This is a genomic window from Staphylococcus sp. TCBT05 (assembly GCF_055179755.1).
The window spans coordinates 1,219,041-1,241,156 of record NZ_JBUQDQ010000038.1; the positions used below are offsets into that span (position 1 = coordinate 1,219,041).

At 34.3% G+C, this 22,116-nt stretch carries 20 protein-coding genes; 4 read left to right on the forward strand and 16 right to left on the reverse strand.

From position 1 onward, the window contains the following. Positions 1-105: 105 nt before the first annotated feature. The 9 genes from ACY191_RS12945 to ACY191_RS12985 all read right to left on the reverse strand — a co-directional run bounded on the left by ACY191_RS12945 (position 106) and on the right by ACY191_RS12985 (position 9,034). A complete protein-coding gene (locus ACY191_RS12945; protein WP_182475061.1) occupies positions 106-1,422 on the reverse strand; it encodes an HD domain-containing protein in 1,317 nt (438 codons plus the stop codon). Positions 1,423-1,442: 20 nt separating this feature from the next. Beyond that, the gene (locus tag ACY191_RS12950; RefSeq protein WP_042738086.1) at positions 1,443-1,919 is read right to left on the reverse strand and encodes a GNAT family N-acetyltransferase; all 477 of its coding nucleotides are present in this window, start codon (positions 1,917-1,919) and stop codon (positions 1,443-1,445) included. 132 nt (positions 1,920-2,051) lie between these two features. Continuing rightward, on the reverse strand, positions 2,052-2,597 hold the full coding sequence (locus tag ACY191_RS12955) for a flavodoxin family protein (RefSeq protein ID WP_042738085.1): 546 nt from the start codon (positions 2,595-2,597) through the stop codon (positions 2,052-2,054). Positions 2,598-3,050: 453 nt separating this feature from the next. Further along, positions 3,051-3,989 carry an aldo/keto reductase gene (locus ACY191_RS12960; protein WP_042738084.1) on the reverse strand — a complete coding sequence of 313 codons (939 nt, stop codon included), beginning with the start codon at positions 3,987-3,989 and terminating at the stop codon, positions 3,051-3,053. A 466-nt stretch (positions 3,990-4,455) separates the two neighbouring features. Then, entirely contained in the window at positions 4,456-4,803 is a 348-nt protein-coding gene (locus ACY191_RS12965) for a YuzB family protein (protein ID WP_107512339.1), read from the reverse strand. A gap of 365 nt (positions 4,804-5,168) precedes the next feature. Next, a complete protein-coding gene (locus tag ACY191_RS12970; protein ID WP_229366966.1) occupies positions 5,169-6,137 on the reverse strand; it encodes a sugar phosphate isomerase/epimerase family protein in 969 nt (322 codons plus the stop codon). 19 nt (positions 6,138-6,156) lie between these two features. Continuing rightward, positions 6,157-7,197, reverse strand: a complete 1,041-nt coding sequence (locus ACY191_RS12975) for a Gfo/Idh/MocA family protein (RefSeq protein WP_042738081.1) — start codon at positions 7,195-7,197, stop codon at positions 6,157-6,159. Between the two features lie 21 nt (positions 7,198-7,218). Further along, a complete protein-coding gene (locus ACY191_RS12980; protein ID WP_229366965.1) occupies positions 7,219-7,935 on the reverse strand; it encodes a ThuA domain-containing protein in 717 nt (238 codons plus the stop codon). Between the two features lie 13 nt (positions 7,936-7,948). After that, positions 7,949-9,034 carry a Gfo/Idh/MocA family protein gene (locus ACY191_RS12985; RefSeq protein WP_229366964.1) on the reverse strand — a complete coding sequence of 362 codons (1,086 nt, stop codon included), beginning with the start codon at positions 9,032-9,034 and terminating at the stop codon, positions 7,949-7,951. A 221-nt stretch (positions 9,035-9,255) separates the two neighbouring features. Here ACY191_RS12985 and ACY191_RS12990 point away from each other — a divergent pair, with 221 nt between their 5' ends. Beyond that, positions 9,256-10,023 carry a MurR/RpiR family transcriptional regulator gene (locus ACY191_RS12990; protein WP_229366963.1) on the forward strand — a complete coding sequence of 256 codons (768 nt, stop codon included), beginning with the start codon at positions 9,256-9,258 and terminating at the stop codon, positions 10,021-10,023. A gap of 65 nt (positions 10,024-10,088) precedes the next feature. On the opposite strand, the gene ACY191_RS12995 is transcribed toward ACY191_RS12990, so the two are convergent. The 6 genes from ACY191_RS12995 to pta form a co-directional block, all read right to left on the reverse strand. Next, positions 10,089-11,720, reverse strand: a complete 1,632-nt coding sequence (locus tag ACY191_RS12995) for an alpha-glucoside-specific PTS transporter subunit IIBC (RefSeq protein WP_229366962.1) — start codon at positions 11,718-11,720, stop codon at positions 10,089-10,091. A 251-nt stretch (positions 11,721-11,971) separates the two neighbouring features. Further along, positions 11,972-13,048 (reverse strand): phosphomevalonate kinase, encoded by a 1,077-nt coding sequence (locus ACY191_RS13000; RefSeq protein ID WP_042738076.1) that lies wholly within the window; start codon positions 13,046-13,048, stop codon positions 11,972-11,974. A 12-nt stretch (positions 13,049-13,060) separates the two neighbouring features. Next, positions 13,061-14,044 (reverse strand): diphosphomevalonate decarboxylase, encoded by a 984-nt coding sequence (mvaD, locus tag ACY191_RS13005; protein ID WP_229366961.1) that lies wholly within the window; start codon positions 14,042-14,044, stop codon positions 13,061-13,063. A 5-nt stretch (positions 14,045-14,049) separates the two neighbouring features. Beyond that, a complete protein-coding gene (gene mvk, locus ACY191_RS13010; RefSeq protein WP_107512331.1) occupies positions 14,050-14,973 on the reverse strand; it encodes a mevalonate kinase in 924 nt (307 codons plus the stop codon). A gap of 765 nt (positions 14,974-15,738) precedes the next feature. Continuing rightward, positions 15,739-16,575: a lipoate--protein ligase family protein gene (locus ACY191_RS13015; RefSeq protein WP_042738073.1), complete on the reverse strand. Its 837-nt coding sequence runs from the start codon at positions 16,573-16,575 to the stop codon at positions 15,739-15,741. Continuing rightward, positions 16,575-17,564: a phosphate acetyltransferase gene (gene pta / locus ACY191_RS13020; RefSeq protein ID WP_162846339.1), complete on the reverse strand. Its 990-nt coding sequence runs from the start codon at positions 17,562-17,564 to the stop codon at positions 16,575-16,577. Before pta ends, ACY191_RS13015 begins: the two co-directional genes overlap by 1 nt. A gap of 160 nt (positions 17,565-17,724) precedes the next feature. Here pta and hemQ point away from each other — a divergent pair, with 160 nt between their 5' ends. The 3 genes from hemQ to ACY191_RS13035 all read left to right on the forward strand — a co-directional run bounded on the left by hemQ (position 17,725) and on the right by ACY191_RS13035 (position 20,292). Beyond that, a complete protein-coding gene (gene hemQ / locus ACY191_RS13025; RefSeq protein WP_042738071.1) occupies positions 17,725-18,474 on the forward strand; it encodes a hydrogen peroxide-dependent heme synthase in 750 nt (249 codons plus the stop codon). A gap of 574 nt (positions 18,475-19,048) precedes the next feature. Then, on the forward strand, positions 19,049-19,822 hold the full coding sequence (locus ACY191_RS13030) for a threonine/serine exporter family protein (RefSeq protein ID WP_107512329.1): 774 nt from the start codon (positions 19,049-19,051) through the stop codon (positions 19,820-19,822). Positions 19,823-19,833: 11 nt separating this feature from the next. Next, the gene (locus ACY191_RS13035; protein WP_042738069.1) at positions 19,834-20,292 is read left to right on the forward strand and encodes a threonine/serine exporter family protein; all 459 of its coding nucleotides are present in this window, start codon (positions 19,834-19,836) and stop codon (positions 20,290-20,292) included. 337 nt (positions 20,293-20,629) lie between these two features. Here the strand turns inward: ACY191_RS13035 and ACY191_RS13040 are convergent, their stop codons facing one another. Further along, a complete protein-coding gene (locus ACY191_RS13040; protein ID WP_042738068.1) occupies positions 20,630-22,027 on the reverse strand; it encodes a DHA2 family efflux MFS transporter permease subunit in 1,398 nt (465 codons plus the stop codon). Between the last annotated feature and the right edge of the window lie 89 nt (positions 22,028-22,116).

The following is a 22,116-nucleotide window of genomic DNA, read 5'->3' on the forward strand; positions in this document are numbered from 1 at the left end:
ATTACTATTATTCAAATTATTTATTATACATAAGTAATTTCTACAAGTGTATTCTACTACCTCGAAGACCTACTTCTCAACCAAAGCAGCAGCAATATTCACACATTAGTTCAATTCATTTAAAATACCAATAATCGCATTTCTTACATCATCGTCTTCAATTTCTGTGATGAGTTCTTTAGGGTAATATAATTTATAGTCTTCTCTATTTATACCTGTGATACTTGAAATGACTAATGACTGACTGCTTATTTCCTTTATCTTGCCATTCCGTCTTAATAAATGAATTGGCTGCCTATTTGAACCCGGACGATCATAATCATATGGTAAATCTGAAAATGACTCACTTACAAAATAATAATTAGGATCGATATCAGCTTGAATAAATAAATCCGTCAACTCTGTTATCGTAATAATCGAACCATCAAATGGCATATGTTTAAATAAATCTCTATTTATAAAACGACGTGATAAATCACTCAGTATTTCATCATCTTCTCGAACCCATGCCTTCAAATAGTAGACTACAACCGCTTCATCTAATTCAATGTATTGCTCAATTGTCATAGTGCCTTCAAAGAAAGGTATAAAATCTGTCGGTTCCATCTTAAAATGATAACCTTCATCGTATAATTGCTTTGCACGCTTTAAACAATTATTGAGTAATACCTCTCCACCACGACTTACTGGGTGAAAATAAATCTGCCAATACATTTGATAACGGCTCATGATAAAGTTCTCTACGGCGTGCATGCCGCTCTCTTTAATCAATACTTCATCTTTAGAGGGTCTCATTAATCTTAAGATTCTTTCCATATCGAACTGACCATATGAGACACCAGTAAAGTAGGCATCACGCTGTAAGTAATCCATTCTGTCCGCATCAATTTGCGACGAAATCATAGAAATAACGAGTTTATTTTTATGTGTTTTGTTGATTACATCAGCAACTTGTTGTGGAAAGTCATCTGATACACGACTTAAAACTTCGTTCACTTCAGTTGGTCCAGTAATAATCGCTTGTGTAAAAGCTTCATGATCTGTATTAAAAATCTTTTCAAAGCTATGTGAAAATGGACCATGCCCCAAATCATGTAACAAAGCAGCACATAGCGCGAGCGGTCTATCATCATTATTCCATGCTTCACGACCATTAAATGAATCATCTATAATTCGGCGTACTATCTCGTAAACACCTAATGAGTGTCCAAACCTACTATGTTCCGCCGTATGAAATGATAAATATAAAGTACCTACCTGCTTAATTCTTCTCAAACGCTGGAATTCCTTTGTCTTTATCAAATCCCAAATCACTTGGTCTTTAACGTGAATATATCTATGAATCGGATCCTTAAACACTTTTTCTTCGGGTAATTTCTGAGTAGCATATGTTGTAAATGTCAATTTAGTCCTCCTCTCCATTCACTAATCCTTTATTGAAATTATTTTAAGGTTTTTTTCATTAAAGCTAAGTCCATTTCTTCCCCATACATTACATGTTTATATGAGCGTACTATTTCGAAACCTTTTTTATTATAAAATGATACCGCATCATCATTTTTATTATCTACTTCAAGATAAATTGCCTCATAATTATCAAAGTAACCCAAACCTTCTTTCAATAACTCTGAACCATAACCATGATGTTTCCAAGAAGGTCGCACATAATGTGCAGATAAATATAATTCTGTTCCACTAATAAAATTAGCAAAACCAATAATTTCATTGTCTTCTTCAACGACTAAAAAGAGTTGCTCATCTAATCGCTTTAATAAATGTTGTTCATTATAAGAAGCAGCCAACAGTTCATTTACCGTCTTTGCTGCATAAATATTTAAATACGTATTATACCAAGCTTTTGTTGCGACATCTCTGATACCTACAACATCATCTGCCGTTGCTTTTCTTACTTTATGCATGTTGCACTCCCCTTATTTCTAATCGGTCTTAACAGTCTAATTATACCATATTTCCAATAGTCAAAATACTTATCCTTAAAGATAAAAATAGTTTGAACGATGCGTACATCATTCAAACTAAAGTTTAGCTATTTATTTATTAGCACTTAATGTTTCTTGCCATTCTTCTGCTCTATTTAATGCGTAGACATCTTTTTCAATATCACCAGGTCTTTCAGCCGTTCCAATAATGTAACCAGATAAGCTAGCACCTAAAAATTCTAAACTATATTTCACTTGTGTGATACATGGTTTCGCCTTTACTTTAGGGCAGTCACCACCAACGATAATCAAGCGGAAATCTTTCTCTGCCATCTTAGCTTTAAAATCTTTATAATTAGGGTCCACAAGTGTTTCTGACCAATGATCAAAAAATGCTTTCATTGACGCAGATAAGCTATACCAATAAATTGGTGAAGCGATGATTACCGTGTCACTCGCTAATACTTTATCAATAATCTGTTTATAGTCATCATCATAAGTTTCAATAGTCGTATTGTCATGTCTTACATCTCGAACTGGGTTTAATTGGTATTTTGTTAAGTCAATCCACTCATAGTCATATCCTTCAACGGCCATCTTAGTTAAATAAGCTGTGTTACCCTCTGGGCGACTTCCTCCGAATAAAACTGTAATCATAATAAACTCCTTCTACTATCTTTAATGATTTACACATTAAAAATTATCAATATACATTGCATATCAATGCACCAAACTTAATTAATAATCCTACACTAAATTGCTCAGTTATTAAACAGTTTAATTAAAATACATTAATATATTAAGTTATTTGCTCATAAATCATCAAATTTTTTATATATTAAAATGTATATTCCCTAATTTTTCATTTTTAAATATTTAAATTGTTACGATTTTAAGAACTTAAATAAATTGAATAACATCCATTTATTTATCGTGTTGTTACACAACTTAAAGCGCATGTAAATTTTATAATACAACCTGAGCAAAATTTATTTCTATAATTGTGTGTTTCTTTGGTGAATATACTAAAACAAAACAAGCAGGCAGTTTCAAATTATGCATTTGAAACTGCCTGCTTCCTATTTCACGTTTATTCAAAATGGCTATGCATTATTTTTCAACAGGAAAAATCGACTCAATATGCTTAATCTCTTCATCAGTTAATGTCACATCTAATGTTTGTAAGTTATCTACTACTTGATCAGCACGTTTGGCACCTGGAATAACCACATCTAGTGAAGGTCTCGTTAAATAAAATGCTAAGACCACATGTGCCACATCGACACCATGATTATTTGCAATTCCTCTCAATTCATCTACTTTTTTAAGGTTTTCTTTAAATTTTTCACCTTGGAACTCTGGATTTTCAGAGCGTAAATCATCAAATGTACTATTTTCATTATACTTACCTGCTAAGATACCAGACACTAGTGGGAAATATGGAATAAAGGTAATATTATTTTCCGCAGTATAATCGAATATTGCTTCATTTTCTCTATTTAGTAAATTATATTCCATTTGAACAACATCAACATATCCATCTTTATTCGCTTCTTTCAATTGTTCTAAACTAAAGTTAGAAACACCAATCGCTTTTATCTTTCCAGCATCTTTCAATTCTTTCAATGCTGCCACCGCTTTATCTTTAGGTGTGTTTTCATCAGGGAAATGAATATAATATAAATCAATATAATCTAATTGCAAGCGCTCTAAACTTTTTTCAACTTGTTCTTTTAAAAATTCTGGGTCATTACTTTGTTGTACGTTACCTTCTTCATCAAAGTAATGTGAACCTTTTGTAGCAATAGCATATTCATCACGAGAAAATTCTTTCACCGTTTCTCCTACCAATTCTTCAGAACGTTCAGGTCCATAGATATACGCAGTATCTAACAAGTTAATGCCATTTCTTATAGCTGTTCGAACCACTTCTTTACCTTGTTCTTCATCTAGGTTGTTATATAAGTTATGTCCACCTACTGCATTAGTCCCTAACGCAATTGGATTTACTTTAACATCTGATTTACCTAATTGTACTTTTTCAGTCATATGTTACCCACTCCTCATCTTAAATGTCATTACAATTTGTTGCGGTATACATTCACTGATTCTCATATTTCTAAACATCCTTTTCTCAATCACATTATTAGTAAAAGGCATGTTAAATATATACGCTAGTTAAAACTTAGCATGAATAATGACCAATATTAAAATAAACTGCTTACAAAGCTGACATGTTTTATATGTTATTTATAATGTATGCAAATATTATGAGGCACTGAAATTTTATACCATGTCCCTAAAAAAATAGTTTCTAATTAGCATGATCCAACAATAAAATACGGTAGTTTAGTAACACCGATTCACAGTGAATCTCTGTCTAATTTAGAAACTATATAGTTACGAATTAGGTTATTCAGTTATTTTTATGAAAAGTTCAATTTTAACGTAGTTCTTGAACATTTTATATTCTGCAATAACAATTTGACTCAAATTACTTTTCAGCATCGTACTGCTATTGCTTACTTTTCGCTTTGCGTTGAGCCAATTTTTCCTTTAATTTTCGGTCTTGTTCTTCTTTACGGCGTTTACGCTCTTCATTGCGCAATCTCAAACGTTCTTCTTCTTCAGGATCCCTTGGCTTTTGCAATTGTTTCGTAACCTTTTCCATAAGTTCATCTTCGGTTAAGGCTGCTAAAGGTCGGTTGTTTACAAAGGCAAACGTCTTTCTTCTACCCGGACCACAATAGGACTGACAACCTATTTCAATTTCAGCGTCTGGATCTAACTTAGTTAATTTTTTTTCTAATGATTTACAATTAACACCTTGGCAATCATCACAAATTAAAAATTTATTTTGCATTTCCGCCCTCACCTTTCTCCTAAGATTTACTTTGATGTAACTTTACAACAATTGCTAGTTATTATTTATTTTACCGTTAAACGTAGCATACGCTCAACAATCATACACGCTATTTACAACTCTAATTATTTTACTCTTTTTGGTGAAAAATTCAAGCTTTAATTCTATGATGTCATAATTACATTATTAATCTTTAACGTTTTATACTTCTAGTTGTACTATCATCACTTAATAATTCATAAGTTGTACGCCTTATTTACATACTATGCGTTGCAATACGCATAAAAGCAATCGATATTTTCTTATTACCGATTGCTTTTATGATAATTTAATTAATAGATTGACAGCTTGAGCAATAATACATTTTACGTCCACCATAAATCTGGTGCTGGTTGTGTAATATTGACTGATTTTAAATTTTGAACAGCTTTATTAAAACCTTCTTCTATCGACATAATTGGATCTTCGTGTTCTATACTCATCACATAATCGTAACCATTCATACGTAATGCACTAATCATTTCTCCCCATTCATGTGGATTGTGACCATAACCGACAGTTCGGAAAGTCCAAGCTCTGGTCTTCACATTAGCGTATGGCTGCATATCTGTTAATCCGTACATATTGACATTATCTTGATCAATATACGTATCTTTAGCATGAAAGTGATGTATCGCATTTGCTTGTCCAAGGATTTTAATGGCTGCTATAGGATCAATACCTTGCCACCATAGATGACTAGGATCTAAATTCGCACCTATCGCGTCCCCAGTTGCCTCTCTTAGTTTCAGTAAAGTATAAGGTGTATGTACTAAGAATCCAGCATGTAATTCTATACCTATCTTCACATTTTGCGATGCTGCATAATTTGCAACTTCTTTCCAATATGGAATGAGTTTTTTATGCCATTGCCAGTCATAAATTTCAGAATATACTGTTGGCCATGGTGTTACAGGCCAATTAGGATGTTTCGCTTCATCATCAGCACCAGCAATCCCTGAGAATGTATTCACCACCGGAACATCTAACAGTGCGGCTAATTTGATTGTTTTATATAACGTATCATGCGCGGTATCCGCTTCTTGTTGGTTTGGGGAAATCGGATTATTATGACAACTTAACGCACTAATCTCCAAACCACGACTTGTTATTTTATTTAAATATGCCTTTCTTGCCTGTTCATCATTTAACAATTCATCAAGTGGGCAAAATTGGTTGCCCGGATTACCACCTGTCCCAATCTCAATCATTTCGACACCTGCATTAGCTACATAGTCCAACATTTCTTCAAATGATTTATCTTGAAATAGAACTGAAAAAATACCTACTTTCATTATAATCACTCCACCCTAATTAATTTAGTCGTATACTCTTTCCTTCTGCGTCACTGCGATAAATCGCATCAATCAATTTGTTAATCATTTGAGCTTGCTCAGGTTGAACAACTAACGTTTCTTGGCCCAAACAACTACGTATGAAATTACGTGTCTGCCGTTGTGCCGCTATTTGTTCATCATGCTCAGCTGTGGCTTGTTCTACAAAGAATGTACCAAAGCGCGGTTGATAAATTTCAAATGGATATAAGTTAATCCCACCGTTAGCTCCAGAAATACTTAACATTCTCGTATCTTCTTTGATATTAGCAGACCAAGAACATTCAAATTGCATTGATGAACCATCTTCAAATGTGATGTAACTTGTAACATGGTCGTCAACTTCAAATTGTTCATAGTCAAACGGTCCCCAATCATTAATTTGGGATGGATTTTGACTTAAACGATTATATGTTTTACCGATTACTTCTACAGGCGCTATGTCGTTTAATAACCAAAGTGACAAGTCTAATAAATGACAGCCATAGTCAATCAAGCTACCACCACCTTGTAGTGCTTTATTGGTGAAGACTCCCCATCCAGGTACCTTTCTACGTCTCAACGCCTGAACTCTCGTTACCAATGGATCTCCTACTACACCCTCCTCAATTGCTTGTTTAGCTGTTTGTGCAGCATCCGTAAAACGATAGTGATAACCAATAGCTAAACATTTACCAGAACGATTTTTTGCATCAATCATTTGTTGACATTCATGTTGATTCATCGCCATAGGTTTTTCACAAAAGACATGAACACCTGCATCTAAAGCCGCTATAGCAATTTCCGCATGAAACTTATTGGGTGTACATATCATGATTGCATCAACCAAGGGAAACAGTGCCTGATAATCTGTTACAATATGTTTGATTTCAAATTCATCAGCTACAGCTTTCGCCACCTCCATATTGATGTCCTGTACAGCGGTAATTGTAACATCATCACTCAGTGCTTTTAGTGTCGGCAAATGCCTGTCTCGCGCAATTCCACCACAACCAATCACACCTATCGTTAATTTAGACATAGGGACGCTCCTCTCATTACATTATTTTTTCTTGATTGTCTCTAATGGTCGTGCATTACCATATTCAGGTGTAGGTGTTTCAATTGGACGCGCCCAGTTCACTCCATTTTTTATGACTTGTTGAATTTGTGGGTGATAATACGTTGGATAACTTTCATGACCAGGTCTAAAGTAAAAGACTTTACCTTTACCTCTCTTATAGGTCACACCACTTCTGAATACTTCCCCACCTTCAAACCAGCTAATAAATATCGTCTCATCAGGTGTTGGAATATCAAAATGCTCACCATACATTTCTTCTTGTATTAATTCAATATAACTCGGTAATGATTCCGTAATTGGATGTGTTGGATCTACTACCCATAAGCGTTCTTTATCATCACTTTCGCGCCACTTTAAATCACAAGACGTGCCCATCAATGATTTGAAAATTTTAGAAAAATGTCCAGAATGCAATACAATAAGCCCCATACCTTGTAACACACGTTGTCTAACCTTTTCTACTACTTCATCATTGACTTCATCATGGGCTTTATGTCCCCACCAAATAAGGACATCAGTCTTATTGAGACGCTCATCCGTTAAACCATGTTCGGGTTCGTCTAACGTAGCAGTTGACACATTGTGTTCTGAACTTAGGCAATCAGCAATCACTTGATGAATACCATCTGGATAGATTTGCTTAATTGTTTCATTCTCTTGTTCATGTCTATATTCATTCCAAATTGTAATATTCATAAATTAATACCCCCTATTTATCTTGATTAAGATATACCGCCTTGCCAGTCTTTGCAGAGTGATAAATTGCTTCTAATATTTGCGTCACTACCAACGCTTCTTCAGGTTTAACAATAGGTTCTGTATCATCGATAATACACTGCACCCATGCTCGCGCCTCTTCTTCAGCTTCGTCAATTGACTCACTATCAAAGAAATCCACCCCAGGATTATCAATTTCAATTTGAGATGTATAGAGTGTGCCTAAGTCTTCACCATGAATACGTAGCCCATCTTTCATATCGGCACCACCTTGAGTACCTGATAATGAACATTTCGCTTCATCTACTTCAAGAGAGTTAAGCGCCCAACTAGATTCTAAAATGATTGTCGCGCCATTTTTCATTTTTATAAATCCAAATGCAGAATCTTCAACATTAAACTGTTTTGGATCCCATGATCCCCATGCATTAGCAGCATTTTCTTGTTGTCCTAACTTATGAAACGTAGAACCCATGACAGATTCTGGCTCATAATTATCCATCATCCATAGTGTTAAATCTAAGGCATGTGTTCCGATATCAATTAATGGACCTCCACCTTGTTTCTCTTCATCAAGGAATACTCCCCATGTTGGTACAGCACGTCTACGTATTGCATGTGCTTTACTGAAGTAAATTTCACCTAGGTCACCTCGTTGAGTAACTTTACGTAAATATTGACTATCACCACGAAATCTATTTTGATAACCAATTGTTAATTTTTTCTTATTACGTTTTGCTGCGTTTATCATTTCACGTGCTTCATCTGTAGTCTTGGCCATTGGTTTTTCACACATGACATGCCTTCCAGCATCTAAAGCATCCACTGTGATGGATTTATGCGTATTATTTGGCGTACAAATATGAACTATATCTATCGTCTTATCCGCCAATAAATCACGATAGTCTTCATATACCTTTGAATCATCACTTCCATATGTTTCGGCAGCTAACTGCGCTTTTGCTTTATCAATATCACAAAACGCTACTAAAGAAGCTTCTGAAATCTTCTCTAAACTAGGTAAATGTTTGCCATTAGCTATACCACCACAACCAATGATTCCTATGTTCAACTTCATACACTCATCCCCTTATCATTATTCCTTTTATATAAAGTAAACGCTTACAAAATATTGCGTGTAATTTAAAATTGTTTACTAAATAAAGGTTCTTTTATTTCATATTAAATTATTACCTTAAACTCACCAATAAGTTTGACGTATTTAGAATTTATATATTAACATTAGAATATATTTTCAAATTCCGGAAATTTTTCCAACGAATAGGTGGCATCGTATCTATGGTTCTTGATCATCTGATTAATGAAAACTTTGAACAATTAACTGAAAATGATTTACATATAATGAGTATTATTCATCAGCATATCGATGAAATGACATCTATGAAAATTCACGATTTAAGTCTACTGACTCATACATCTATTTCAACGATTCATAGACTCGTAAAGAAATTAGGTTTTGAAGGCTATAGTGATTTTAAATTTTATTTAAAAATGGAAAATCATAGTACGCCTACTAATACTATCAATACAACACCAATAGTAGAAGATATCCAACGTACTGTTGAGCACTTGCAAATGTTTGATTATCAGCCATTAAACGAATTTATTGATGCCGCTTCATTTATTTATATTTATGGTACAGGCATGGCACAACAAAATGTTGCTCGAGAAGCACAACGTCATATGCTCTCAATTTCTAAGAAAGGCATTGTACTCAATGACGAAAGTGAATTTCGCTTAGCCATTCAACAAATGACACAAGATGATTTACTATTTATCATCTCATTATCTGGCGAAACTGAAAATTTAAAGGCGCCTATTCAGCTATTGAAATCTCGAAATTACAAATACGTCTCCATTACCACACTACACGATAATTATATAGCTAAAAATGCTGCCTTTAATATTTACGTCAACAGTGCGCCTATTCAGTTCTTTAATAATACTGAGTACTATAGTTTCACGCCATATTATGTTGTTTTTGACTTTATTGCTAGAACTTACCATAATTACAAAGTCGCTCAACATAAATCAGACACAAGGTAATTGATCCAAATCATTCGTTCGCTTCATAATTATTATTAAATGTAATTTACATCGACTGTGCTAAACTATTGTGGTTCAGTCGATTGTGTTTGTCTATGAATTATTTGCTCAACAGCTTCTCGCACTTGAGGTACTGACAAGCCAACTATCACTTGTACATTGCCGCCACTTTTAACTAAGCCATGTGCGCCTCCATTTGCTTTAAAATAATCCACCGACTCAACCTTATTAGGTTCTTGCACGGTCACCCTTAATCTGGTAGCACAATTTGTGACATCAATGATATTATCTACACCACCTAAACCTTGTAAATACGCAGCTGCTTTTTCTTCGTATTCTGTAGTCATTGTCCCTTGCATCGCTTTATCTTGTTTGGACGCTTGGTAATCTTTTTTAGTGTACAATTTAGTATTTGTAGATGCTTCACTTTCTCTACCTGGCATAGGTATATCAAATTTCAGTATGATAAATCTGAATAAGAAATAGTATATAAAAATAAAGATAAAACCAATGATAAATTGGGCAATATAGATACTCCAATGATTACCAAATAATGGCACCCAATTTGTAGCTGCAATTTCGATTAATCCCCCACCTAAATTACCGACAAGTCCAAAGACGTGCATAATCGTTACCATTGTGGCACCTAATAGCGCATGAATTAAGAATAAAAATGGTGCAATAAATATAAACGTAAACTCTAAAGGTTCTGTAATACCTGCAAACACCGCTGTCAATGTTGCTGCAATTAACAATGCTCCAACTTCTTTTTTCTTCTCAGGCTTTGCTGTTGAATAAATCGCCAGAGCAATACCGATGGAGCCAAACATTTTAATGTTGCCTTGTAAAAGGAATCCACCTCCTGGGTATATATCTTTCAATGATTGCGTCGTATTAGAATAATCATTCAAATGAGAAATCCAGTATGATTTGATTCCACCATTTACTACTGCAGGACCATATTCAAACGGTGTGTAAATAAAGTGATGGAGACCAGTTGGTATTAAAATGCGCTCTAAAAAATGGAACAACCAAACACCGACATAACCTGATGATGCTAAGAATACTTGCAAAGAAGCAATCCAACCTTGAACTATTGGCCAACCCCAACTTGTTAAAAATGCTAGAGGTATCATGACAAAAAAGGCACTCATAATCACGAAAGGTGAGCCTTGGAATATGCCAATAGACTCGGGTAATTTCTTGTCATAATAACGATTGTGTAACCAAATTGCGATACCTGAGATGATTAAAGCACCGATAATATTTGTATCTAATGTCTTGATGCCAACTAATTCAGTCAAACCTGTTCCGGCACCTGCTTTTTCATCAAAATTCACACCAAACGATTTACCCCACATCGATAAAATACTGTTGATAAAATAATTAAACATCATATAAGTTACAACAGAAGACATTACGGCATGTCCAGCTGACTTTTTTGCCAATGAAATAGGTAAACCAATGACAAAAATCAATTCAATATTTTCAAATACTGTCCACCCACCATTTTCAATCAATGTCCAAATTTGGAACCACAGACTATCAGGCTTTGCCATATGCCCCATAATGGCTTCATTCTTAAATAGCGTGGCAATACCTATAATAATTCCGAAAAAAGGAAATAATAATACAGGTACAATCATGGCGCCGCCAAACCGACGAATTGCATTTCCAAAATTTTGCCCAAATTTCATAGCCATCACTCTCCTAATTATATGTAAGCGCTTTCTTTTGCTTAAAGGTGATGATAGACCTTTATCTTCCACGATACAAGCCTATTTAGATATTTAGATAATAGATAGCAAGCAAAGGTTGTGTTTTCATTTTGAGGTAAATTTTCCAGAGTCTTGAATATTTATTTCAGGCACATAAACTAACAGTCGCTATAACACATAAAAATAAGACAACACCACGCTTAATTTTGAGCATGGGCTGTCTTCATTTATTATTGACCATTATAAATATTAAATTCTAACGGTTTCACATCATTTTCGAGCCATTCTTTGTATATAGCTTGTTTATTGATATCATTTTTAATAATTGTAATACCACAATCTCCACCACCAGCACCTGATGTTTTAGCTGCGCCGCCATGCTTTTCAGCAATAGAGCACAATATCTTTAAATGTGCTGTTTCAATGTCTATCGTTGCTTCTTTATCCATAGATTGAATAATTTCACGATTTAAACGAATCATTTGTTGAACACCTTTAATATGATTGGTCTTAAAGGCATGAATTAATTTTTCTACACATAAATGCGAACGCTCTAAAAATTTACCGTAGAATGTTGGATCTGATTTCAATCTTTTAACTTCACTGACTAAATGTGGTGACGAAGCTGGCGAGCCTGTCCAACCAATTAATACTTCCATGTTTTCAGGAGCTTGTAATGGTTCAATATGTAGACCTGGCCAGTTTTTCTTTAATACATCATTTACAGAGGTATCTTCGATTTGTTGAGACACCCATTCATGATCAAATGTACTATACGCTAACCAACCTGTATAAACACTTACCGCAATATCACCACATGAACTTAAATTTTGTAATTTCATATTGGCTATAACTGCCAATTTGTATATAAATAAGTTTGATAAATGCATATTGTAAAATTCATTTAAAGCTTTTACCACAGAAACTAATACTGCTGCACTAGAGCCAAGACCATATTTATGTCCATTTGCATCATCTAAATTACTATCTATCGTCAAATGAAAATGCTTTAATTTCGTATTGTTCGTACGGGCATATTGTTCAAATACCTCTATGGCTGTAATAACATATTTTAATTGTTTGGCAGCATGTACATCAGAGACTACAATTTCGTCTTGATTTCTTTGAAATGTGACTGGTTCATGATGTAATGTCTTAGAATGGATCGTACCTTCTACAGCATTAGATTCTTCAATCGTAGCTGTTACAAATCGATCTACTGCTATTAGTACAGATTTATACCCAGGCTCAGTAACCGCATATTCACCAGCTATATAGAGTTTTCCGGGTGCTTTAACTTGAATCATGTTATCTCTTCCTTATTTAATAATTTCGACGCCTTTATTTGTAATATCACTCATAATCACTTGTGTTTCATCAAATGATTTACGCAGTGCATCCACGACTGCAGCTTTATTCTTCTGTTCTACTAAAATCTTCACATTTGGGCCAGCATCCATCGTAAAGTAACATGGATAGCCTGCTTCACGACATTCATGAACAATTTCCATAACGCGATAACTTTCATCGACCATATATGTAAACGGCGGTTGTGCACCTAAGTTCGTCGCATGCATACGCAATCCATTTGCTTCAAAAACCTCACCCAAATGTTTAAAATCTTGGTTATTTATGGCATGTTTAACTTCCGCTATGTCTTCATCTACGTGATCTAGCCAATATTGATAAAAACGAGACGTATCACGTGTATGAGACATACCGGCACGACTTGAAACTTTTTTCGATTGATTATTGATAACTACGAAAATCATAGCTAAATCAGATTCCCAATCATTCGCTTCAATTGGATGGCTATAAGATGTACTATCATCATGCCCTTTTTCCCATTCAACGAAACCACCGTATATACTTCTTGACGCAGAACCTGAACCTCTTCGAGCTAATCTAGATAAATCTTTACCCGATAATTCTAGTCCTAATGCCTCATTACATGCCGCTGCTAGTGCTGCATATGCACTTGCAGACGAAGCAAGGCCCGCTGCAGTGGGAACAAAGTTATCACTTTCAATATATGCATGAGCTGTTGTGCCACTTATTTCACGTACAACATCCATAAAGCGCTGTATCTTCACTGTTTCTTTAGCGTCTACTTCTTTACCATTTAACATTAGGGTATCTTTACTATACTGTGTGTCAAATGTAACTTTAGTCTCAGTGTAAAAACGATCTAACGTTACAGATAAGCTATTATTCATCGGAATAATTAATGCTTCATCTGCTTTCCCCCAATATTTTATGAGTGCAATATTTGTGTGTGCACGTGCTTTGCCACTTTTAACCAAAACGCTTAACCTCCTAAATATTCTATCCATGTATGATGTGCACCTAGTGCTTCAGCAGTTTTAGCTATACGCTCTGCTATTTCAATAGTAGTTGCAAGGACAATCATACTACCACCACGACCGCCACCAGTTAATTTACCAGCGATTGCACCTTCATTTTTACTTGCTTCTAATAGTGCTTCAATTTTGTCGTGACTTACCGTTAATGTTCTTAAATTTTCTTGGCATAAATTAAAAATCGAGGCTAACTGTTCAAAATTACGATGATTTATGGCATCACTTGCTTCAAATACTAATTGGCCAATATGCTCAACATATTGTAGATAAGCCGCATCTTCTTTGCACAAATTATGGACATCCTCTACAGCTTGTTTCGTTGAACCTCGTACACCTGTATCAATGACAACCATATAGCCCTTTAGTTCTAAGGGCTTTAAATTCTGAACTTCTCCCTTTTGAAACCAAACCGGCTTATTCGAAACAATGGTTTGTGTATCAATACCACTTGGTTTACCGTGTGCAATACGTTCAGCCCAATTCGCTTCTTCGATAAGTTGTTCATCTGATAATGGTTTATTTAAATAATCGAAACTCGCACGTACAAAAGCAACCGCCATAGCTGCACTAGAACCAAGTCCACGAGAAGCAGGTAAGTTTGTATCGATCGTTACTTTAATTGGATTATCAATTTGATATAAGTCTATAAAGCGTCTAATTACTGCTTTTAAGTGTTCGGGTGCGTATATTAACGCGCCATCATAAACATCACTTTTTATATATGAGGTCTCTGTGTCACTTAATGCCTCAATTGTTGCTCTAACTTTGCCGGTAGTAAATGGAATGGCTATTGCTGGCTCACCGAACGTAACCGCATGTTCACCTATTAAGATTACTTTCCCATTTGCTTCCCCGTATCCATGTTGTGCCATATTTTCAATCACCTTTAGCTATTCTTTAATTTTATGATTTAAGTTCTCAATCTTACTATAGACAAAATAATTACACAGTTCCTCATACTAACCTAAAATATTATACAAAATTTCCCAGGAAATTTAAGTTAAATTATTTTGGGCAAGTCATTTCAAATCACATTACGATTATTAACATTTTGCTACTATCGTTTTAGTATTTGCTTAATCACATTTCTATTTATTATCTCACAGTTTATAAATTATGATATACAACTATAGTCATACTTATGAAATATAACGTTATTCATTCACAGTTCATAAAAAACTTATTACCTGCTACTAATTATATACAATACGCTATTATTATAAATCGTTCACCAGCATATTCAAAATATAAACCGCTATACATCTTCACTTTTACTATATTACTTTTTTAGCTTACATAATTCAACAATTAGAAAATTGTAGTCGCTTGTTTTTATATTTTTTGTGTTATTAAATCATATAGAATGCTTTAATCTCTTCAAATAAAATATCACTTGTCATTGTTATTTAATTTGAACATTACTTTTATATTGAATGTAATAAGCTATACTTTCATTTATTCTATTTACCACAATATAACCACTTTAAATAGAATAACATAATAAAAAAGCACATAAAAAAGAAGCGTATGAGACAAAGCATAACTAAATGCAAGGTTATAACCGCATTTAATAAGACCAAAATTGGTACTTTGTGCTTCATACACTTCTCAAATTATATTTTCAACTTACGCTTGAACTAATTCATTTTTTGATTAATTTTAGCGTTACGCTCAATCATTTTATCAAAATAACCATCATAACGTGTATATTCTTCGTCGGTAATTGGTTCCATATTAAGACGGCTACCCAAATCCTTCAGCGCATATAATAATTGAAACATTACGTCTTGCACAGTAATTTCTCTACCAAGCAATGTTTCTAGTGATGCCATACACTGTGGGTCAATATCCGGATATTTAAATTTAGTTGCAGCTCCATTTAAGGCATGCGCATAAAAGTCCTTCATCATGCTCGCACGTTCACTACCATCACCTTCGACACATAAATACACTTGTACTGCTATGCCACCTCGTACACGACGTTGTGAAATACCTGCAAACTTTTTCCCGTTAATACTTAAGTCAAATTTTCCTGGACAATATGATTGTTCTATCTCATGAGTTTCAATTTCTACATCTTCATCTTCAAACATCTTGGCAATCAATAAATACATCACCGTAAATGCCTCATCAATCGTCACTTCATTTTTCCCTTTAAAAATCAAGGAAATATTCAGAATACCTTGGTCCAATACCACACCAAGTCCACCAGAATTTCTAACGATAGCATTATATCCACGCACATCAGTCAAGTAACGAATGCCTTCATGTAAAAATGGCAATCTAGAATCATGAATCCCCAGAATCACAGTATGCTGATGAATCCAAGTTCGCACCACATTACTTGATGCACCATTACCTACACTTTCTGAAAACGTATCATCAAACGCAAAGGACTGCATCGGTTCTAAACCAGATGAATGATCAATATAGCGCCAATCAATACCATTAAAATATTTGCTTGTTAAATCCATTATTGTAATGTTTGAGCAGCAGTGATGATTGATAAGTTATAAACATCTTCAGTAGAACAACCTCTTGATAAATCGTTCACTGGTGAATTTAGTCCTTGTAATACTGGACCTACTGCGTCAAATCCTCCTAGACGTTGTGCAATCTTATAACCAATATTACCTGCTTCTAAGCTTGGGAATACGAATACATTTGCATCACCTTGAATTTGAGCTCCTGGTGCTTTTTTGGCAGCAACTTCAGGTACAATTGCAGCGTCAAATTGGAATTCACCGTCTACAACGATATCTTCTAAATTATCAGCTTTAATCTTTTCTTGAGCTAAACTTACAGCATTCGAAACTTTTTCAACGTCATCTGATTTTGCTGAACCTTTAGTAGAGAAGCTCAACATTGCAACACGTGGTGACATGCCAAAGCTTTGTGCAGATTTTGCACTTTCGATAGCAATCTCTGCTAAATCTTGTGCTTCAAGTGTTGGATTAATCGCACAGTCTCCAAAGATATATTGTTGATCATCTTTAATCATAAAGAAGATACCTGATGTTTTTGATACGCCTGGTTTTGTTTTGATGATTTGTAATGCAGGACGCACTGTATCTCCAGTTGAATGCGCTGCTCCACTTACTAGGCCTTCCGCTTTACCTGTGTAAACAAGCATTGTTCCAAAGTAGTTGACATCTTTCAACATTTGTTCAGCTTGTTCTTGTGTAGCTTTACCTTTACGACGTTCCACGAAAGCTTCAACGAGTTCAGCTTTTAATTCACTCGTTTCAGGGTCGATAATTTCTAAATTTGAAAGGTCTAAACCTTTTTCAGTAGCTAAAGCTTCAACATTTGCTTTGTTACCTAATAATACAGGTGTTACATAATCTGTAGCTTGTAGTTGTGTTGCTGCTGTTAATACACGTTCATCTTCTCCCTCAGGCAATACGATTTTAACATTTTTTCCTGAAAGTTTTTCTTGTAATACATCTAATAAAGACATAATGGCCTCCTCGAGTTTTTTATATTCACTTTTCACAATCATTATACGCCATTTTTTTATAGAATTCCATGTCACTAATTTGTAATCATTTACTTATGTTATACCACTACCTTTATGGTAAAATTTTTAAGTGTAGACAAGAATTTATAAAGGAGCGATTAAGATGCCACAAGCACCAGAAACGTTAGATGGATGGTATAGTTTACATTTATTATATGCTATTGATTGGACAGGTTTACGTTTAGTTCCAAATGAAGAGCGACAAGCGCTTGTTGAAGAATTACAATCATTTTTAAACAAGCATGAATCAGCACGTACAAACAATACTGGTGATCATGCATTTTATAATATTACCGGTCAAAAGGCGGACATTTTATTATGGGCACTACGTCCAGAAATGAAAGATTTAAATGCCTTTGAAAATGAATTTAACAAATTAAAGATTACGGATTATTTAATTCCAACTTATTCATTTGTTTCTATCATTGAATTAGGAAATTATCTTGCAGGGAAATCCGATGAAGATCCATATGAGAATCCACATATTAAACCACGTTTATTCCCTGAATTACCAAGATCAGAATATATCTGTTTCTATCCAATGGATAAACGACGTAATGAAACTTATAACTGGTATATGTTACCTCTAGAAGAAAGACAAGAACTTATGTATAACCATGGTAAGATTGGTCGCAAATATGCAGGAAAAATCAAACAATTTATCACTGGTTCTGTTGGTTTCGATGACTATGAATGGGGTGTAACACTTTTTGCTGACGACCCATTACAATTCAAGAAAATAGTATACGAAATGCGCTTCGATGAAACAACAGCACGGTATGGTGATTTTGGTAGTTTCTATGTAGGTCATGTAGTTACAAAAGACGAATTACAAGATTTATTCAACGTATAAACTACTTCGAATCGTAATTTATGATAGCCAAAGACGCCCTCAAATGATGAGGTCGTCTTTTTTGTTGTCTTCTATTGTATTAACTAAAGTTTCTTAAATGCCAACCCATTCATTTCAATTTGTAATTATAAGTTCTAACGATAGATAAGCACTAACTGACATACAATAGCTACAAAAAAAGAGGGCCCGTTGAAACATTCAGTTCAATGGGCTCTCTTTTTACTAGGATACTCACCCTAGCCTGTTTTGTGTAGTGTGTTTGGGAGAACTTTAATCACTACTTAATTTAATTATTAACTGCTAAACAAACTGTGAGATTGTCGCTACTCAATATCAAGTTGTAACAGTTAACTAATATTATATTAACCTATTTGCAATAATTGAAACATATTTGACTTTCTAGAGTTGCACTAAATATAATAGCTCTAAATTTTATAAACAAAACAAGCATAAATTTATGCTTATTTATCATAGATATCGTGTTAGAATAAACGTAATCTTAGTAATTTCTATTTCCAAGCTATTTAGGAATTAAACATCGCGCAATTACAAAATCTTACTTACTGGTGATCTAATGACAAATTATTCTCAAACTATTGACAGTTATGATGAAAAGCTGGCCAAAGATATTATCGTCTTGGCTGGTAGAATATTGCTTGAATCTGGCGCTGAGGGATCTCGTGTCGAAGATACAATGACCTATATTGCTCATACACTTGGTTATACCGAAAGTAATAGTTTCGTCACAAATACTGTTATAAACTTTATGCTACATGATGAAACCTATCCAAGAATTTTCAGGATAAAAACAAGAGATACAAATTTACATAGAATATCTGAAACCAATAGAATTTCTAGACGTTTAGCCAGTGGCGATATATCAGCTGAAGATGCTTATCAAGCACTAGGTAAAATTCGTACATCACAAAGCATTAACCATGATTTGCTTTTCAAATTTATCGCTGCCGCAATCATATCGGTAAGTTTCTTATATTTACAAGGAGGCCACTTTGTCGATGTAATTACAGCGCTGGTTGCAGGTGCTTTTGGCTATTTAGTGGTTGAAGTGTTAGATCGTAAATTACAGGCACAATTTATTCCAGAATTTGCTGGTGCTATGGTTATTGGATTAATAACCGTTATAGGACGTGAATTATTCCCCGGTGGTTCCGGTGCAACAATCATAATTGCTGCTGTGATGCCAATCGTTCCAGGTGTATTGATAACCAATGCAATTCAAGATTTATTTGGTGGACATATGTTAATGTTTACGACCAAATCACTTGAAGCACTGGTCACTGCATTTGGTATCGGCGCGGGTGTTGGTACGATTCTCATAATTTTTTAGGAGTAATGTCTATGTTTTGGATATTAAACTTAGTATTTAGCTATACTGCTTCATTGTTTTTTGGAGTCATTTTCGATGTGCCGAAGCGCTTGTATAACACGGTCGGCTTCGTTGGTGCAAGTGGTTGGATGATTTACACATTATTCTATGAAACCTTTGAATTACATACTATTTATTCTAGTTTCTTCGGCAGCTTAGTCTTAGGAATTCTCAGTCATATTATGGCACGAGTTAAGAAGGAACCAGTGATTCTCTTTATGATTCCTGGTATCATCCCTCTCGTTCCAGGAGGCTTGGCATTCGATGCAACGAAAAACCTTGTCTTATTAGAATTTAGTAAAGCCATCAATACGATGTTAGAAGTTACGTTAATCGCTGGTGCCATTGCACTTGGTTTATTATTTGCAGATCATTTCTTTAAACTGATATTATCTGACAAATACAAACTCAGTCGCCATCGTAAACCTTAATACTTATACTCTCTTTCTAAATAGCGTTCATCGCTCACATGTGCCAGATTATATAATAGTTATTAACCTATAAATGTTTGAACTATAATTTCCAATTTCAAAAATAGAAAACTATGTCTTGTTGGAATAATTCTCTTTTTATATAAAATCATAATTTTTCAATAGCTATTTTGGCAAGACAGCTACGATAAAAATACTAGTCAAATAGCAAAGGTTCAACGCCTTATCAATAAAGCAAACCAACTATAAAAATATTATCTATTCTATGACCCATAAATGCGTTTATTTTCATTTATGGGTTATTTTTCAAGATTTATTTACAGTATATGTTTTCACATTATGTGTTGCTGTTCTCTTTTACACCTTCAATCATCCATGTCGGTATAAAGAGCAATAGGAATAGTACAAATGTTACGAAGAAAGCAACATGAAATGCTTGTAATTGATTTTGCAATAGTTGAGACATACTACTTACTAATGTTGATAAGATGGCAGCTCCGAAGCTCGCGCCCACATTCTCAATCATACTAATACCTACACCTGCTTCAGATAACTGGTGATCCTCCAAACCTTGGTAAGCATTTGTTGTAAATGGCAACATAATACCGCCTACACATAATCCGCGAATAAATAATGCCACTTCAAAATAAATCATCGGTGTGTTTACAGACATAACAACAAACGGAATCGTAGACACAATAGAACAAACCAGGCTAATCATTAAAATTACTTTAACTCCATATTTATCAGCTAAGATACCAATAAACGGTCTAGCAATTAACATACCTAATCCTTGTGGAATCAATGCAATAGAAATACCAACTGTATTGTAATCATTTAAATTGGCAATAAATAATGGAAATATAATCATCGGACCTAAAATGGCACAATTAGCAATAAATAGCCCCATTGTCGAGCTTAAAAAATTACGTTTTTTAAACAAAGTTGTAGGTAAAATGGTCTGATAATTTCTAACTTTATTGTAATAACCATAACTCCATATCAGTATGATAGTTATTAGTGCAAATATAATAGTCACTCGGTTGATTAAACTATGCTGGTTTGTTGCTTGTGTTATACATAACATAGTAGACAAACAAATCAATGTTAATAATAATATGCCTATCTTATCAAACCCTTTTTCTTTATTAAAAGGTTCAAAGTTAGGCAAAAAATAAATTAAAATGGGCACAATGACGACCATAATATATACATTAATATAAAAAATCCACTGCCAGTTTGCATATTCAACAATCATACCTCCTAATATTGGACCTAGCATAGGACCTAAAATCATTGGTGTCGTTACTATTGCAATGATTCTGTTTAAATAGGATTGATCAGTAACTTTCACTAAAAGTGTCATCATTAAGGTAGAAATAATGCCTCCGCTTAATCCTTGGAATACTCTAAATAGAATAAATAGTTGAACCGTCCCACTTAATGCCACACATAATGACATCACAGCAAATACAATTAATGCATATATATAAATCCACTTACTATTAAATTGATTCATTAACCATCCTGCAATAGGTACTGCTATTCCAATTGCGAGTGTATAGCCAGTAATCCCCCATTGTATAGTCTTGAGCGTTGCATTAAAGTCGTGTGTTAAGTCTGAAATAGCAATGTTTATCATAGTAGCATCAAGCATTGGTGCAATGGCACCTAATACGATCAACCAAGCCATTAACATCATATGTCGTGGTATCTTATTTAATGATTGCGTCATCCTGCAACCTCCTTATTGTTTCTCAGGAAACAATATACCTCGATTTTGTTTCCTAGTCAACAATAAGTGTAGATAAAATGAACTCAATC